The organism is Tardiphaga sp. 42S5 (assembly GCF_034044155.1).
In the GTDB taxonomy this organism is placed as follows: Bacteria; Pseudomonadota; Alphaproteobacteria; order Rhizobiales; family Xanthobacteraceae; genus Tardiphaga; species Tardiphaga robiniae.
This window is the reverse complement of sequence record NZ_CP139027.1, coordinates 4,733,420-4,749,960: the sequence shown is the minus strand read 5'-3', so window position 1 is coordinate 4,749,960 and position 16,541 is coordinate 4,733,420. Positions and strand designations below refer to the sequence as shown.

16 protein-coding genes and 1 tRNA gene are annotated in these 16,541 nt (G+C 62.0%); 13 read left to right on the top strand and 4 right to left on the bottom strand.

Going from position 1 to position 16,541, the window contains the following annotated elements; genetic code table 11:
* Positions 1-60: 60 nt before the first annotated feature.
* A complete protein-coding gene (locus tag SFY93_RS22240; protein WP_320444607.1) occupies positions 61-1,302 on the top strand; it encodes an MFS transporter in 1,242 nt (413 codons plus the stop codon).
* Between the two features lie 29 nt (positions 1,303-1,331).
* Here SFY93_RS22240 and SFY93_RS22235 read toward each other — a convergent pair whose 3' ends face one another.
* Positions 1,332-2,117 carry an SDR family NAD(P)-dependent oxidoreductase gene (locus SFY93_RS22235; RefSeq protein ID WP_120293134.1) on the bottom strand — a complete coding sequence of 262 codons (786 nt, stop codon included), beginning with the start codon at positions 2,115-2,117 and terminating at the stop codon, positions 1,332-1,334.
* 135 nt (positions 2,118-2,252) lie between these two features.
* Here SFY93_RS22235 and SFY93_RS22230 point away from each other — a divergent pair, with 135 nt between their 5' ends.
* Both SFY93_RS22230 and SFY93_RS22225 read left to right on the top strand, forming a co-directional pair.
* Positions 2,253-2,990 carry a histidine phosphatase family protein gene (locus tag SFY93_RS22230; protein ID WP_120293136.1) on the top strand — a complete coding sequence of 246 codons (738 nt, stop codon included), beginning with the start codon at positions 2,253-2,255 and terminating at the stop codon, positions 2,988-2,990.
* Between the two features lie 143 nt (positions 2,991-3,133).
* Positions 3,134-3,901, top strand: coding sequence for an SDR family NAD(P)-dependent oxidoreductase (locus tag SFY93_RS22225; RefSeq protein WP_089264737.1), 768 nt, complete (start codon positions 3,134-3,136; stop codon positions 3,899-3,901).
* A 160-nt stretch (positions 3,902-4,061) separates the two neighbouring features.
* On the opposite strand, the gene SFY93_RS22220 is transcribed toward SFY93_RS22225, so the two are convergent.
* Positions 4,062-5,285, bottom strand: a complete 1,224-nt coding sequence (locus SFY93_RS22220; protein WP_320444606.1) for a serine hydrolase domain-containing protein — start codon at positions 5,283-5,285, stop codon at positions 4,062-4,064.
* A gap of 174 nt (positions 5,286-5,459) precedes the next feature.
* Between SFY93_RS22220 and tuf the strand changes: the two genes are divergently transcribed.
* Complete coding sequence (gene tuf / locus SFY93_RS22215; RefSeq protein WP_184517871.1) at positions 5,460-6,650, top strand: elongation factor Tu; 1,191 nt, start codon at positions 5,460-5,462, stop codon at positions 6,648-6,650.
* Positions 6,651-6,904: 254 nt separating this feature from the next.
* A tRNA-Trp gene (locus tag SFY93_RS22210) sits at positions 6,905-6,980 on the top strand.
* A gap of 69 nt (positions 6,981-7,049) precedes the next feature.
* Here SFY93_RS22210 and SFY93_RS22205 read toward each other — a convergent pair.
* Positions 7,050-8,201, bottom strand: coding sequence for a GGDEF domain-containing protein (locus tag SFY93_RS22205; RefSeq protein ID WP_309945073.1), 1,152 nt, complete (start codon positions 8,199-8,201; stop codon positions 7,050-7,052).
* 325 nt (positions 8,202-8,526) lie between these two features.
* On the opposite strand from SFY93_RS22205, the gene SFY93_RS22200 reads away from it, so the two are divergent.
* The 6 genes from SFY93_RS22200 (at position 8,527) to SFY93_RS22175 (ending at position 13,983) form a co-directional block, all read left to right on the top strand.
* Entirely contained in the window at positions 8,527-10,683 is a 2,157-nt protein-coding gene (locus tag SFY93_RS22200) for an SGNH/GDSL hydrolase family protein (RefSeq protein WP_309945074.1), read from the top strand.
* A 247-nt stretch (positions 10,684-10,930) separates the two neighbouring features.
* Positions 10,931-11,122: a preprotein translocase subunit SecE gene (gene secE / locus SFY93_RS22195; protein WP_068731532.1), complete on the top strand. Its 192-nt coding sequence runs from the start codon at positions 10,931-10,933 to the stop codon at positions 11,120-11,122.
* Between the two features lie 12 nt (positions 11,123-11,134).
* Complete coding sequence (gene nusG / locus SFY93_RS22190; RefSeq protein WP_068731530.1) at positions 11,135-11,665, top strand: transcription termination/antitermination protein NusG; 531 nt, start codon at positions 11,135-11,137, stop codon at positions 11,663-11,665.
* 129 nt (positions 11,666-11,794) lie between these two features.
* Positions 11,795-12,223, top strand: coding sequence for a 50S ribosomal protein L11 (rplK, locus tag SFY93_RS22185; RefSeq protein ID WP_068731528.1), 429 nt, complete (start codon positions 11,795-11,797; stop codon positions 12,221-12,223).
* Positions 12,224-12,229: 6 nt separating this feature from the next.
* Positions 12,230-12,922, top strand: a complete 693-nt coding sequence (rplA, locus tag SFY93_RS22180) for a 50S ribosomal protein L1 (protein WP_089268281.1) — start codon at positions 12,230-12,232, stop codon at positions 12,920-12,922.
* Positions 12,923-13,032: 110 nt separating this feature from the next.
* Positions 13,033-13,983, top strand: a complete 951-nt coding sequence (locus tag SFY93_RS22175; RefSeq protein ID WP_093762203.1) for a 2-hydroxyacid dehydrogenase — start codon at positions 13,033-13,035, stop codon at positions 13,981-13,983.
* Positions 13,984-13,988: 5 nt separating this feature from the next.
* On the opposite strand, the gene SFY93_RS22170 is transcribed toward SFY93_RS22175, so the two are convergent.
* Positions 13,989-15,125 carry an FAD-dependent oxidoreductase gene (locus SFY93_RS22170; protein ID WP_320444605.1) on the bottom strand — a complete coding sequence of 379 codons (1,137 nt, stop codon included), beginning with the start codon at positions 15,123-15,125 and terminating at the stop codon, positions 13,989-13,991.
* A gap of 107 nt (positions 15,126-15,232) precedes the next feature.
* Here SFY93_RS22170 and SFY93_RS22165 point away from each other — a divergent pair, with 107 nt between their 5' ends.
* Complete coding sequence (locus SFY93_RS22165) at positions 15,233-15,913, top strand: TetR/AcrR family transcriptional regulator (RefSeq protein WP_320444604.1); 681 nt, start codon at positions 15,233-15,235, stop codon at positions 15,911-15,913.
* Between the two features lie 161 nt (positions 15,914-16,074).
* On the top strand, positions 16,075-16,539 hold the full coding sequence (locus SFY93_RS22160; protein ID WP_068731522.1) for a (2Fe-2S)-binding protein: 465 nt from the start codon (positions 16,075-16,077) through the stop codon (positions 16,537-16,539).
* Positions 16,540-16,541: the final 2 nt, after the last annotated feature.

Sequence of the window (16,541 nt, the reverse complement as noted above, 5' to 3'; positions counted from 1 at the left end):
ATAGGTAGCGTTCTATGGGGACGCATTGAGCGCGGCGGTGGGGAAATGCAAACGCATGCGATGGCCGAGACCGATCCGGCTGACGAGACGTCGTTGCGCTATATGGGCTGGCGGATTGTTGCCGCCCTGTTTCTGGTCCAGATCTCGATCTTTGGTTTCGGCCTGTACGGGCATGGCATCTATGTCGCCGAACTCCGCCGCCTCAACGATTGGCCGACCGGGTTAATCGCAACGGGAAGTACGCTCTGCCTCGTACTGGGCTCCCTGCTATCGATGTTCGTCAGCGATCTGTTGCGCTGGATCGGGCCGCGCAGCCTGGTCCTTGCGGGCGTCGCCGCGCTTGCGACAGGTCTTGTATTGCTGGCATCGGCGGACTCCCTCCTGCATCTCTATGCGGGCTTTGTCGTGCTCGCGCTGGCCTGGGTCGGCCTCGGGACGATCACCGCTGCGGCGATCGTCGGTGCGTGGTTCGACCGCAAGCGCGGCCTGGCGATCAGTCTCACCTTCAGCGGGGCGACGTTCAGTGGCATCTTGCTGATGCCCGGCCTGGTCCTGCTGGTCGAAGCCACCGGATTTCGTCACGCGCTCGATATCGCCGCCGCCGTGTTGGCCATTGTGCTCGTGCCGGTCGTGGCAATCATGGTTCGATTCCCGCGCGCAGGGGAACGGCGGATTACCGAAGCTGTACATGCGGCTCCGCCGTTGTCACGTGCAGACCTCCTGCGCGATCCCGGGTTCTGGAGCTTGACCGCACCATTCGCGTTCGCGATCCTGGTGCAGGTTGCGTTCATCGTGCATCAGATATCGATCCTGACGCCGGTAATCGGATTTCAGTCGGCGGGCGGCGCGGTCTCGCTCACAACGGCCATGTCGCTGGTCGGGCGCATTACGCTTGGTCTCGTTGCCGACCGCGTCGACCCACGCCGCGCTGCCGCGGTATCGATCTTCAGCCAGGCTGCGGCACTGAGCGTATTGGGATTCTCGACCAGCACGACCGGGCTATTCCTTGCCTGTGCGGTGTTCGGCTTTTCGATGGGCAATCTGATCACGCTGCCGGCGCTAATCGTTCAGCGCGAATTCCCGTCGAACGCGTTCAGCGTGGTGCTCGGGCTGTCCATCGGGATTGCCGGCGTGATCAATGCCTGTGGGCCGGCAACCATGGGGCTTCTGCGCGACCTTACGGGCGGCTACGCGACACCGATTTTCATCGGCGTCGTCATTCAGGCGGCCTCGGCGCTTGCCGTATTGGCCGCACCGCGAGGAGGCCATGCAGCAGTTGTTCTGGATCGCAGGATGAGTTGAGCGAAGCCAAACCCATCCCGCGTCCCGTCTTAGATCGGCTTGCCTGCGTAAGGCATCGACGCCGTCAGGCCGCCATCCACCGGGATCGCCTGGCCGTTGACGTAGGACGCTTCGTCGCTGGCCAGAAACAATCCCATCGCCGCGAGTTCATGCGGCTGGCCGGCGCGCTTCAGCGGATTGAGTTGGCCGATCTTGCCCTGGGTGCCCCGTTCTTTCGCATTGTCGAAGATCGGCTTGGTCATGCCGGTCTCGATCAGGCCGGGGCACACCGCATTGATGCGCACGCCGGTGCCGGAGAGCGAATAGGCCGTGGTCTGCACCAGGCTGATGACGCCGGCCTTGCTCGACGCATAGGGATGGCCGGAGGCGCCGGACTTCAGGCCTGCGACAGAGGCGGTGAGGACGATGGAGCCGTGCCCCTGTTTCACCATATGCGGCATGGAATGCTTGATTGCGAGGAACGGCCCGATCAGATTGATGCGCAGGATCTCCTGCCATTGCTCGACGGTCTGCTCCAGCAGCGGCACGAGGCCGCCTGATATGCCGGCATTGGCCCAGATCGCGTCGAGCTTGCCGTATTTTGACAGTGCCTTCTCGACATAGGCTTTCACATCGCTCTCGGAACCGGCATCCGCCGTGATCGCTTCAATGGTGCCGCCGGCATCGCTCACAAGTTTGGCTGTCTCATGCACGCTCTCGCTGCGGTCGACGATGATGAGCTTCGCGCCTTCCAGCGAGAACAATTGCGCTGCGGCGCGGCCGATGCCGCTACCTGCGCCGGTGATGATGACGGATTTGCCTGCGAGGCGGCCCATAACTCTCTCCCTGTATGTTTTTTGTGCGGCGTGCCGCCATATGGAATTCAATGATGCGTGCCAAGCTGCGAAGATGCTTGAGGCGCTTCGCGCTCTGACGTAGGACGGATGAAACAGTATTGAAGGGTGGTCACGATGTCCAACGCCGAGAAACCGTTCGTGGCGCAGCATACAGTCCCTCAAGGTGTGACGGCGACGCGGTGGTGGTGGGTGCGACACGCCCCGGTGCGGAGTGACGGCGGCAACATCTACGGCCAGAAGGACATGGACTGCGACTGCAGCGACCGCGTGGTGTTCGATGCGGTCGGCAAGATCCTGCCACGCAATGCCGTCTGGGTCGCCAGCAATCTCAAGCGCACGCATCAGACGGCGAGTGCGATCTGGGCCGCAGGATTTCCGAAGCCCGACGCGATGCCGCATGAAGCGGATTTCGCCGAACAGCATCTCGGCGACTGGCAGGGCATGAACCGCGCCGCGTTCTTCGCCAGCCGTCCCATCAATGTCGGCAGCTACTGGTTCGCGCCCATCGATGAACCATCGCCGAATGGCGAAAGCTTCATGGACCTCTACAACCGCGTGCGCCGTGGCATCGAGCGCATCAATGTCGAGCACGCCGGCAAGGATATTATTGCAGTGGCGCATGGCGGCACGATCAAGGCGGCCATCGGTCTTGCGCTCAACGATCAGCCGGATCGCGGTCTCGCTTTCACCATCGACAACTGCTCGGTCACGCGGCTCGATCATCTCGCCAGCGACGGCCATAGTGGCTGGCGCATTCCAATGGTCAACCAGCAGCCCTGGATCGCCGATCCGTCGCATGCAGCGATGCATCAGCCGGCGGGGCCGGAAGTGACGCCGACGAAACTGGCTTAGTCATAGCCGTCATTGCGAGGAGCCTCTTGGCGACGAAGCAATCCAGTTCTTTTCGTCAACAAGAAGGACTGGATTGCTTCGTCGCTTCGCTCCTCGCAATGACGGAGGAAAACTCAAACAGAAAAAACTAGGGAGAAACACACATGAACCTGTTCGACATGACCGGAAAAGTTGCCGTCATCACCGGCTCGACGCGCGGCATCGGCCGTGCCATTGCCGAGCGCATGGCGGAGCACGGCGCCAAGGTGGTGATCTCGTCGCGCAAGCAGGATGTCTGCGACGAAGTGGCGACGGAGATCAACGCGCAGTTCGGCAAGGGGACTGCGGTGGCGATCGCCGCCAACATCTCCAGCAAGGAAAACCTGCAGAACCTCGTCGACGAAAGCAAGAAGGCGTTCGGCAAGATCGATGTGCTGGTGTGTAACGCTGCGTCGAATCCGTATTACGGGCCGCTGGCCGGCATTTCTGACGATCAGTTCCGCAAGATTCTCGACAACAACATTGTCGCCAACAACTGGCTGACCAGCATGGTCGTGCCGGACATGATCGAACGCAAGGACGGCTCGGTGATCATCGTGTCGTCGATCGGCGGGTTGAAAGGCTCGACGATCCTGGGCGCCTATGCGATCTCGAAAGCGGCTGACATGCAGCTCGCGCGCAATCTCGCCTGCGAATACGGCAAGTTCAATGTCCGTGTGAACTGCATCGCGCCCGGCCTCATCAAGACCGACTTTGCGAAAGCGCTGTGGGACAATCCGGAGAACCTCAAGGCCTCCACCGCACGCTCGCCGCTGCTGCGCATCGGCATCCCCGATGAAATCGCAGGCGCTGCGGTGTTCCTGGGATCTGCAGCCGGGAATTTCATGACCGGCCAGACCATGGTGATCGACGGCGGCGCTACGATTAGCTGAGATCAATCTCGTCATTCCGGGGCGAGGACGTCGCCGAAGGCGGCGGCCGCGAACCCGGAACCTCGACGTGGGAGTCTCCGTCGGTGTCAGGCCATTTCGAGATTCCGGGTTCGCGTCCGGCTTGCGCCGGCCGCGCCCCGGAATGACGAGTTTTTCTTGCTTACTCCACCGCCGCGTAGACGAGACTCCGGATCAGCGTCCTGAAATATTCCCGCTGGCCGGGTCCCTGCGACATGAACACCGCAAACAGTTCTTCCTGCGGATCGATCCAGAAGAACGTGCCGGCGACTCCGCTCCAGAAGAACTGGCCCTTCGATCCCGCATAGGGCGCGTGACCATCGTCGGTGCGTACGGCGAAGCCGAGGCCGAAGCTGTGGCCGGGCGGTACGAGATGTGTCTCCAGCTTCACGTTAGGGCTGAGGTGATTGGACGCCATCAGGTGCAGCGTGCGGCTGCCGATCACGCGGTTGCCGTCCAGCGTGCCGCCGTTGAGCAGCATCTGGCAGAAGCGCGCATAGTCCATGGTCTTCGATACCAGTCCGCCGCCGCCGGATTCCATCTTCGGAATTTCGAGCGGATCGAACAGCGCGACTTTCTCGCCGGTCCAGGGATCGGTGGGGAAGGGCTGCGCGATACGGTCCTTGTTCGTGCCTGCTGTGTGGAAGCCGGTCTCGGCCATCTGCAGCGGCGCCAGAATGTTGTCGGTGAGATAGTTGCCCAGCGATTTGCCGGACACGACCTCGATGACGCGGCCGAGAATATCGGTGGAGCGGCTGTAGTTCCACTCGCTGCCGGGCTGGCAGATCAGCGGCAGGCCGGCAACGATTGTCGCGTGTTCTTCATTGGTGATGTCGCGATTGCGTAGGTTCGACTTCTGGTACATCCGCTGCACCATGCCGTTGCCGGTGATCTCATAGGAAATGCCCGACGTGTGGCGCAGCAGGTCCTGGATCGTGATCGGTCGAACAGGCAGCGCCAGTTCGAGCGCGCCATTGCGCTCGACGCCGACCTTGGTGTCGGCGAATGCGGGGATGTATTTCGCCAGCGGGTCGTTCAGCAGGATATGGCCGTTCTCGACCAGCTGCATGATGCCCAGCGAGACGATCGGCTTGGTCATCGAGAAGATGCGAAACAGGCTGTCGCGCGACATCGCGGTCCCGCCGTCCGGGGTCTGCTTGCCGAAGGCCTCGAAATAGCCGATCTGGCCGCGGCGGGAGACCAGCATGGTGACGCCCGGCGTGGTGCCTTTGTCGATCTCGCGCTTGAACGCGTCCGACATGATTTGAAGACGGTTTGATGACAATCCCAGCGTTTCCGGCCGGGCCTGCGGCAGCTCGGGGGTCTCAAGGGAAATGGCGTGTTTTGCGGCAGTTTGGGCGTTCATGGCGGCTCCCGATAGTGCTTTGATTGATCTTGTCATTTGCCGGCTTACATAGGGGGCTCGCCGGCATGGTTGGACGAGCTTGGCCCAGAAGTTCGGGCTTGAACAGGGCCGTTTTCCCTTGTAACCAGCCGCCGGTTTGGTGCTGCGCACGGGCGTGGCTTAACAGGTGGATCTATGGCCAAAGCAAAATTTGAACGTAACAAGCCGCACTGCAATATTGGTACGATCGGTCACGTTGACCACGGCAAGACGTCGCTGACGGCGGCGATCACGAAGGTGCTGGCAGAGACGGGCGGTGCCACGTTCACCGCTTACGACCAGATCGACAAGGCGCCCGAGGAAAAGGCCCGCGGCATCACCATTTCGACCGCTCACGTCGAATACGAGACCGCCAACCGCCACTACGCCCACGTCGACTGCCCCGGCCACGCCGACTATGTGAAGAACATGATCACCGGCGCCGCGCAGATGGACGGTGGCATCCTGGTCGTGTCGGCCGCCGACGGCCCGATGCCGCAGACCCGCGAGCACATCCTGCTCGCCCGCCAGGTCGGCGTTCCCGCGCTGGTCGTGTTCCTGAACAAGTGCGACATGGTCGACGATCCGGAGCTGCTCGAGCTCGTGGAAATGGAAGTCCGCGAATTGCTCTCGAAGTACGACTTCCCGGGCGACGACATTCCGATCATCAAGGGTTCGGCGCTGGCCGCTCTCGAAAACTCGGACCAGAAGCTCGGTCACGACGCGATCCTCGAACTGATGAAGAACGTCGACAGCTACATCCCGCAGCCGGAGCGTCCGGTTGACCAGCCGTTCCTGATGCCGGTGGAAGACGTGTTCTCGATCTCGGGCCGCGGTACGGTCGTGACCGGCCGCGTCGAGCGCGGCATCGTCAAGGTCGGCGAGGAAATCGAAATCGTCGGCATCCGCGCCACGCAGAAGACGATCTGCACCGGCGTTGAAATGTTCCGCAAGCTGCTCGATCAGGGCCAGGCCGGCGACAACATCGGCGCGCTGCTGCGCGGCACCAAGCGTGAAGACGTCGAGCGCGGCCAGGTGCTGTGCAAGCCGGGTTCGGTGAAGCCGCACACCAAGTTCAAGGCCGAGGCCTACATCCTGACCAAGGAAGAGGGTGGCCGTCACACGCCGTTCTTCACCAACTACCGTCCGCAGTTCTACTTCCGCACCACCGACGTGACCGGTGTTGTGCATCTGCCGGAAGGCACCGAAATGGTGATGCCGGGCGACAACATCGCCATGGAAGTGCACCTGATCGTGCCGATCGCGATGGAAGAGAAGCTGCGCTTCGCCATCCGTGAAGGCGGCCGCACCGTTGGTGCAGGCGTGGTGGCCTCGATCATTGAATGATCGACGCAACAACTCCGAAAGGTCCAACCGAAAGAAAATATGCCCAAGTGCGGTATACCGCACTTGGCTGCGGTGCAGGCGTCGTCGCTAGCATCATCGAGTAATCGATACAGGCGGCGGGCAGGGGCTTGTTCCCTTGCCCGCCGTTTTGATTCCGGCGGGATTTGATTTCGGAGGGGGCGCTTCACCTCTTGCAAATCAGGCGTCGCCTATGCTTCAAACAGCGCGGAAATGACGGTGCGCCGTTTTCCTGTAGGGGTGTAGCTCAGTTGGTAGAGTACCGGTCTCCAAAACCGGTTGTCGTAGGTTCGAGCCCTACCGCCCCTGCCATTTTAAGCCTTTGAAATATCGATATATTTTAGCCTAAGCGCGCCTTTCAGGCGGGTCTCCGACTGCCGCTCAGCTGAACTGCCGCTTTTGCGGCGCTGCCACCACGCGGTCGCGGCCGGTATCCTTGGCTCTGTAGAGCGCAAGGTCGGCGCGCGCCAGAATGTCTTCCGGCGTATCGTTGGGCCTGATGGCGCTGATCCCGGCGGATATCGTCAGAGTCAAATCCTGCGCAATCGCTGACCAGTTCAGTTCCGTGATCAGGCCGCGCAATCGATCGAGCGTCTGGATCGCAAGATCAATGTCGGTGTCCGGCAGGATCAGCAGAAACTCCTCGCCGCCCTGACGGCCGAACCTGTCGATGGTGCGGATATTGGCGAAGACAGAGATGGCGAAGGCGCGCAGCACTTCATCGCCCACCGGATGTCCGAAGTGATCATTGATCTTCTTGAAGTGATCGAGGTCGATGATCGCGATGCAGCAGGTTGTGGCGTTGCGCTGGGCCTTGGCGATCTCGTCGTTCAGGCACTTCATGATGTAGCGCCGGTTCAATGCGCCGGTGAGCTCGTCGAGTTGCGCCAGTTCCTCGATCCGCACATTGGCAGCCGCGAGGTCGTTGCTGCGACGATACAGCAGTTCGCGCATCGAGCTGCCGTAGAGGCCGGCGCTGGCACAGCGGCCAAGCGCGCTGACGAAACAGGCCAGCGCCAGAGCGCGCTCGGTCGCGGTGGCCATGGGAATGCCGATCGGCTTGTCGGTCATCAGGAAAAGTAGTGCGAGGCCCAGCGTTGCAGTCGACCAGACGATGCCGGTCTGGCGCGCGCTCATGCGGAGTGCGGCGAAGCCGAGCACGACGAAAATGATGGAGATGAAGTAGAAGCCGATCTGCGGCACGAGATAGATCGCGCCGATCTGGACGATGATGCTGACGATGGAGAGAGGGACCGTGAGGTACGGGTCCTTGAAACGGTCGTTGACCTGGATCTCCGAGAGATAGGCAGCAATGCCGACGACAGCGAGCCTGATGGCCAGATACACGACCCCCGTCGCCACGGTGGTCACGCCGATCACGGCGTAGAGCAGCAGGATCGCAGCATCGATCAGATAGCTCGACGCCTGCGCGATATAGGCGGTTCGCCGCCGCGCGATCCGCAATGCCGAATCCTTGCGGAGGTCCCTCGTGGAGGCGTCGGTTCCCTCGGACAGGGTGGTGATGCTGGTCATTCGCTGATGCCCGTCGCATTGCCGATCAAACAAGCAATCTGCCGATCAAAACATTTAGGTCTGCTAATACATCCACTTACTGGAGTACCTGGGTAGCTTCTCGCGTTTTAGTCTGGCCGCGGGGTTAATGGAATCTGACCATCCGCGGGGCAATTTGCTCAATAGGCTGATGGCCATGTCCGACATCGGCTTTGCCAATCATGCGCGATCGTGCTGCTCCCCGCGTTTCCGTTGTGCTGCGTCCCTGCGGCGTGCGGTCGCGGCGATGAACCTGGCTTGCCGCGCGCGCGACACACCCGTTGGGAATTTCAGCCGGAAGTCGAGAATGAAATTACTTGTGACGTTCGTCGTGGGGGCCACGACGTTGCTGGTGTCGTCCTTTGGACATTTGTCATTGAGTCATGGCGCTCATGCCGCCGATCTGCTCTGGCAGGTGGAAAGTCCATTTCGCTTCTTCAAGAATGCCGCATCCTTCGCGATGTATGAGCGCGGCTATCCCGCTGCGCGCAACGAGATGGTGCTGCCGCCCGCCGATGTGGTGTGGCGCACCGAGCGGCGGCTGAACGATCCCGATTGCCGCGACATGACCAGCCCGACCAGTTGCGCCGACACCGCGCGGGCGCGCTACGATCGCTCGCGTCTCGGCTGGGCGTCGCAGACCGTCGACGCCGTCTGCTACGACAGCCGGCAGGGCCGCTATCTCGCGAGTTGCGACCGGCGTTATTCGTGGGGCACGGCCAAGGAAGATTACGTACTGCCGGATGCGCATACGGTGCTGATCCGGCTGTCGCCCGAGCGCATTGCCGAAGCTGGCGCATATGATTGCGTCTGGAGCTGGACGCCGCGGCGGCCGGGCAGCAGGACCGAGTCCACAACGCAATCCTGCGCGACGCCGCTCAAGATCACGCGCCTGCCTTATGCCGTCGATCGCAACCTTTCCGGTGCATCGGTCCAGGTCAAATTGCCCGACGGTCGAATGTTGAACGACCCGCAGGTCGTCGTCGAGGATCTGTTCATCGTGGCGCTCGGCGATTCCTTTGCCTCGGGCGAAAGCAATCCGGACGTTCCGGTGACATTCAGCGCCGTCCGCGAGATGGTCTACGATCCCACCCTGATGCGCGAGGAGATGGCGACGCGCAGCACCGCCAAGTCGCTGCAGAAACTGACCCCCGCTGCACCGGTGGGAAGTTTCGACTACAAGAACCTGCCGCGGCGCAAGCTCGCCGACGAGGAGCAGGAGCTTTATTTCCCGCTCGCGTCTGCGCAGTTCGACAAGGCCTTCAACGCTGCCAATCCGCGCTGGCTCAGCCCCGATTGCCACCGCTCGCAATACGGCTATCCGTTTCGCGTCGGGCTGCAACTCAGTTTGGAAAATCCGCACCGGTCGATCACGCTGGTAAGCCTTGCCTGCACCGGCTCGGAGGTCACCGAAGGTCTGTTCCTCGAGAAGAAGGCGCGTGAGGGCGCCGGCAACGCGATGGTGCGCTCGCAGCTCGATCAACTTGCCGATCTGATCTGCAAAAGCCCCGCGGGTCGCACGCAGCGTGCGACCTACAATCTGCCGACCTATGCCAGCGGCAGCGTGCAGGTCGCCAATATGCCGGTGACAAAATCCTGGTGTGCGCCGAATGAGCGCAAGCGGCCGATCGACACACTGCTGCTGTCGATCGGCGGCAACGATGTCGGCTTCTCGCCGCTGATGGTCTATGCGATGACCGAATCCGCGGGTGATCTGGCACCGATCGCGAACCTGCTCGGCAAGCAGATCCGGTTCTCGCCGCAAGTTTCGCGCGCTTACATGGAGCAGCTCGACGAGCGCATGGTGGCGCTCCGCGATGCCTTGCGCGACGGCTTTGGCGTGGCGCCCGCGAAGGTGTTGCAGACGGCTTACGAGCCGATCCAGTTCGACGAGACAGGAGCCTTGTGCGGCGCGCAGCCGACGCTCGGCCTGGACGTCCACAAGAAGCTGGTGCTGTCGCGCGAACGGCTGGCCGAGACGGTCAACTTTCTGAACGATTTCTTCGCCCGGACCGCCTGCATCACCAACGGGCGGGGCGGGGGCTGCCCGGCGCTGGCCACCGGCGCTGGAACCGGCTTCCAGCTCATCACCGATCACCAGAGCGAATTCGCCAAACGCGGGCTCTGCGCGCGCGATCCGAAGCGGCCGCAGGCAGACGGCGAGGCGATGGCGATGCCGCGGCGCTGGATCGGCAAGGAAGACTTCACGCCCTATTCGCCGGCGGCCTATCTGCCCTATGCGTCGCGCTGGCGCCTGTTCCGGACCCCGAATGACGCGTTTCTGACCGCAAACGTCCATTCGCCGGGCTTTACCCAGTTCGACATCCTGCAGCCGGTCTATGCGGCCATGTATAGCGGCGCGGTGCACCCGACCGCGGAGGGCCACGCCATCGTCGCCGATCATGTCGTCCGGCACGTCCGTGCGGCGGTCGGCAAACCGTCGCCGGGGGTGGGCGGACGCTGATCCAGGTGGTATCCGGTGGCGGGAAGGGTTCCCGCCGGTCCGGCCCGGATACCTTGACCTTTGGTCCGGTCCGAAGTAGGAAGCTGCACTCGCTGTCGGCCCGGTGACCGGATATCCGACGCGGCAAATCCCCGAACGAACGAGCCCGCTTGGCGGCTCATCCTTGAATAAAGGGTTGGGCGCAAGAGGGCTGTTCGGATTCTGAAACCAATTCAATCGTCTCACGACGGATGCGGATCACATAACGATGGCGTTCAGCCCGTTCAAATTCCTGCAGGAAGTGCGCACCGAGACCAACAAGGTCACGTGGCCCTCGCGACGCGAGACGACCATCACGACCATCATGGTTTTCGTCATGGTGGCGCTGTCGTCGATCTTCTTTTTTGCGGCGGATCAGGTCATCCGCTACCTCGTCGCCTTTTTGCTCACGATGCACTGACGGAACAGAATTATGAGCATGCGCTGGTACATCGTTCACGCCTATTCGAATTTCGAAAAGAAGGTGATGGAGTCGATCAAGGAACAGGCCAAGCAGCGTGGCCTGGAAGACCTGTTCGAACAGATTCTGGTTCCGGTCGAGAAGGTCACTGAAATACGTCGCGGTCGCAAGATGGACGCCGAGCGCAAGTTCTTCCCGGGCTACGTGCTGGTGAAGATGCAGCTCACCGACGAAGCGTTTCATCTGATCAAGAATACCCCGAAGGTCACGGGCTTCCTCGGCGCGGAAAACAAGCCGATGCCGATTTCGGAAGCTGAAGCCATGCGCATTCTGCACCAGGTGCAGGAAGGTGTGGAGCGCCCGAAGGCGTCGGTGTCGTTCGAGATCGGCGAGAACGTGAAGGTGGCCGATGGTCCGTTCGCGTCGTTCTCCGGCGTCGTCGAGGAAATCGACGAAGCACGCTCGCGCGTGAAGGTCGCAGTGTCGATCTTCGGCCGCGCCACGCCGGTCGAACTGGAATTCGGTCAGGTCGAAAAGGTCTGATCGCAATAGCGCGAGGTTCGCCTCGCGTTTCTAAGGCCGTGGGAGGAAGAGGGCGGTTGCCAACCGCTTGTCGACCGAACCACGAAACCTGAAACAGCCGGTCGATGACCGGCACAACAGGAGTGACACATGGCAAAGAAAGTGACCGGATACCTGAAGCTTCAGGTGCCGGCCGGTGCGGCGAACCCTTCGCCCCCGATCGGTCCCGCGCTTGGTCAGCGCGGTTTGAACATCATGGAATTCTGCAAAGCGTTCAACGCGCAGACGCAGAAGGAAGAAAAGAACACCCCAATCCCGGTGGTGATCACGATCTATGCCGATCGTTCGTTCACCTTCGCCCTCAAGACCCCCCCGATGTCCTTCTTCATCAAGAAGGCCGCCAAGCTCACCTCCGGCTCCAAGCTGCCGGGTCGTGACAAGGCCGGCGCGGTGACCAAAGCGCAGGTGCGCGAGATCGCCGAAGCGAAGATGAAGGATCTGAATTGCGACACCATTGAATCGGCCATGAAGATGGTTGAGGGCTCTGCCCGTTCGATGGGTGTCGAGGTCGCGGGGTAAACGGTCATGGCAATTGGAAAACGTTTGAAGAAGGCCCGTGAGGGCATCGACCGCGAGAAGCTCTATCCGGTCGCCGAGGCCATCAAGATGGTCAAGGAACGCGCCAAGTCGAAGTTCGATGAGACCATCGAAATTTCGCTGAATCTCGGCGTCGATCCGCGTCACGCCGACCAGATGGTCCGTGGCGTCGTCACCCTGCCGAACGGCACCGGCCGTACGCTTCGCGTCGGCGTGTTCGCCCGTGGCCCGAAGGCTGAAGAAGCCAAGGCTGCCGGTGCAGACGTCGTCGGTGCAGAAGACCTGTTCGAGAAGGTTCAGGCCGGTCAGATCGATTTCGATCGCTGTATCGCAACCCCCGACATGATGCCGCTGGTCGGTCGCCTTGGTAAGGTGCTCGGTCCGCGCGGCATGATGCCGAACCCGAAGATCGGCACCGTGACCATGGACGTCACCGGCGCAGTCAAGGGTGCCAAGGGCGGTTCGGTCGAGTTCCGCGTCGAGAAGGCCGGCATCGTGCAGGCTGGTATCGGCAAGGCATCTTTCTCGGAAGAGAAGCTCGTCGAAAACATCAAGGCTCTGGTCGATGCCGTCTCCAAGGCGAAGCCGGCTGGCGCGAAGGGCACCTATCTGCAGCGCGTTGCCGTGTCTTCGACCATGGGCCCCGGCGTCAAGGTTGAGACGGGCACCGTGCTCGGCTAAGCCGGAACAAGGCTTGCAAGAAACCAGGGCGGAATCGGGCAACCGGTTCCGCCTTTTCTTTTGTCTTCCGCTCTTTAGACCCGCAGGAATGCTCCCAAAGGATCGTCACGATGGCCGAGAAGGTTCTGATCTATTCGCGTTTCCCGAAGTCCCAGATGGTACGCATCGGCGAGCACTTCGATCTTCTAGACGCTGCAGGCAAGCCACCGCTGCAGACCTTTTCCGCTGACCAACTAAAAGACGTGCGCGCGCTGATCACCGCGGGCGGTCAGGTGCTCAAGGCAGACGTGATGGACATGATGCCGGCGCTCGGCGCGATCATTTGCTACGGCACGGGCTATGACGGCGTCGACTTCAAGGCCGCGGCCGAGCGGAAGATCGTGGTCGGCAACAGCCCGGGCGCGAATGCGGCCTCGGTCGCCGATCTGGCACTCACGCTGATGCTCGCGGTGACGCGGCGCTTGCTGCCTGCGGATCAGTATCTGCGCGAAGGCGGCTGGTCCTCCGCAAAGCCGTCGCCGCTGATGTCGCCGCAGCCCGGCAATCCCGGCCGCAGAGTGGGCGTCTATGGCATGGGCGAGATCGGCCGCAAGATCGCATCGCGCGTCGCGGCCTTCGAATGCGATGTCGCCTATCACAGCCGCAGCAAGCATGATGTGCCGTATCGCTATGAGCCAAGCCTCGAAGCGCTGGTCGAATGGTGCGACGTGCTGATGATCGCCGTGCGGGCAGGGGCCGATACCAACCGCATCATCGATGCCGCGATGCTGAAGAAGCTCGGCGCCAATGGCGTGGTCGTGAACATCTCGCGCGGCTCGGTGATCGATCAGGCTGCGCTGACAGCGGCGCTGACGGACAAGACCATCGCTGGCGCCGGCCTCGACGTGTTCGAGAAGGAGCCCCACGCGCCCGACGCACTCACGGCTTTGCCGAATGTTGTGCTGACGCCGCATATCGGTGGTCACACACTCGACTCGCACACGGCGATGCAGGACTGCGTCATTGCCAATCTCGACGCGTTTTACGCGGGCAAGGGGCTGCCCTACGCGGTGGCGGTCTAGGGCAGCTATTCGGTGATCTGGAAACTGGTGAACAGGTCAACCACGCTCTGAGGCGCGTTGTCGTTGAAGAACAGCTTCAGATTCCGGTCGGTCTCCGCGGCAACAGACGCGCTGCGGGGAAAGAGGTCCGTTTCATAAGCGATAAGCGCGGCTTCGACGTCTTCCGGATTGGCGGCAAGTGCCCGTCCGAGCTCGGCGCCGTCATACATTGCGAGATTGGCGCCTTCGCCGGCGAATGGTGACATCAGGTGCGCCGCATCGCCGAGCAGCGTCACGCCGGCTACGCGATCCCATCGGTGTTCGATCGGCAGCGCATAGATCGGGCGAAGCACAGGGGCGGCCTCGCTGTCGGCGATCAGGGCTGTCAGTTCCGGAGCCCAGTCGTCGAATTCTGCGGCGATGCGGGCGAGGGCATTCGTCCAGTTCGAGAAGTCGATGCGGGCAATCCAGTCCTCCGGCTTGTTCAGGGCCACGTAGCCTTGCAGCGTTCCATCGGCGTGTCGGTGCGCAAAGATTCCCTGGCCCGGTGCAATCGCCATCAGCGTGCCGCCGCCAACCGCGTCCGCGCTGGCCTTGTGGCGGGTGTCGGCGTCGAAAAGAAACGTCTCGATGAATGACGTGCCGACATAGGCCGGTTTCTCCCCGGAGAGGAGCGGGCGAACACGTGACCAGGCGCCGTCGGCACCGATGAGGAGATCGGTCGATACCGTTGAGCCATGGGAGAAGGTCAACGCATGCCGCCCGCCGCCGAGCGGAGACGCCGCTGCAAGTTTATGTCCCCAGCGGATCGTGTCGGCAGGAAGGGAATCGAGCAGAATCTGGCGAAGCTCTCCTCGATCCACCTCAGGTCGACCGCCGTTGCCCATGTCGGGCCTGTCAAACAGCAGCTTGCCGTCCTTGTCGCGTATCCGCTTGGCATCGGCACCGACGATGATGATGTCGCGGAAAGCTTCGAACAATCCCGCAGCCTTCAGGGCGAGCTGCCCGTTGTAGTCGTGAATATCGAGCAGGCCTCCTTGTGCCCGCGAGTCGGCCGCGGCTTCAGCTTCATAGATCGTCGCTGCGATACCGTGAACATGGAGCACGCGGGCAAGCGTCAGCCCGCCGAGCCCCGCGCCGACAATCGCCACATGAGTATACATCTCGCCACCTTCGCAGTCGCAGACTGGCCCGGGACATTTCCCAAGGCATCAATGGAACGTCATTCCATTCTATTGGAACGGTGTTCCATTTATGGCAAGGTGGAGACATGGCCAAGAAAACTCGCAGCAGCCCACGACGCGAAGACTCGCTCTCCCGGGATCGCATCATCGAAGCGTCGGTCGCGATCCTGGACGGCAGCGGGGAAGATGGTCTGACATTCCGCGCCCTGTCGGAGCGGCTCGCCACTGGTCCCGGGGCTATTTATTGGCACGTGCCCAACAAGGGCGAGCTGCTGACCGCCGCCTGCGACGCCATCATCGCCCGCGCGATGAACGCGCCCCTGGTCGGCGCGACGCCTCAGGCCATCATTCGCACCCTCGCGCTGGGCATGTTTGACGCGATCGACGCGCATCCGTGGGTTGGGTCGGCGCTCACACGCGCTCCCGGGCAGTTGCCCATGGTGCGAATACTCGAACGCATCGGCCGGCAGGTGAGCGCCCTTGGCGTGCCTGACGAGGAACAGTGGGCGACGGTGGGTGCGTTGCTGAACTACATCCTCGGCGTCGGTGCGCAGAACGCGGCCAATGGGCAGCTCGGCCGGACGCGAGGAATCGACAGGTCTGACTTTCTGGACGCGGTCGCAACCACCTGGTCTCAGCTCGATCCGGACGCATATGCATTCACCCGCAGCATGGCTGCACATTTGCGGGGGCACGACGACCGCAGGGACTTTCTCGCCGGAATCGATCTCATCCTGAGCGGCATCGAAGCGTCGCGGCGCCTCTGAAAAGCTGACGACTGGTCTGAAGGGCCGTTTCGCAAGAACCAATTTCGTTCCCGCGCGGTACAAAAATAATTGAATGGGTTATTCCGCAATGCGGATGTAGATGTCGGCTGTTTAGAACAACTCGAATGTAGGCGTACATTCGACGACATAGGACATCAGCGATGGCTGCGTTCACTCTCAAGATCAACGGTCAGGCCCGTCAGGTCGACGTCGATCCCAACACACCTCTGCTCTGGGCAATTCGAGATGGGGCAGGTCTCACCGGCACCAAATATGGCTGCGGGGTCGCGCAATGCGGCGCCTGCACGGTCTATGTGGACGGCCAGACCGTCCGCTCGTGTTCAATGCCCGTCTCGGCCATCGGCACCAGCGAAATCACCACCATCGAAGGGCTCGACTCCAAGGAAGCCAAGGCAGTGCAGGCTGCCTGGGTCGCGCTTGACGTGCCGCAATGTGGCTACTGTCAATCCGGCCAGGTGATGAGCGCCACCGCGCTGCTTAGCGTCAATCCGACCCCCACCGACAACGATATCGATCTGGCGATGAACGGCAACATCTGCCGCTGCGCCACCTATGTTCGCATCCGCGCCGCCATTCATGGCGCCGCCAAATCTCTGGAGGGTTGAGC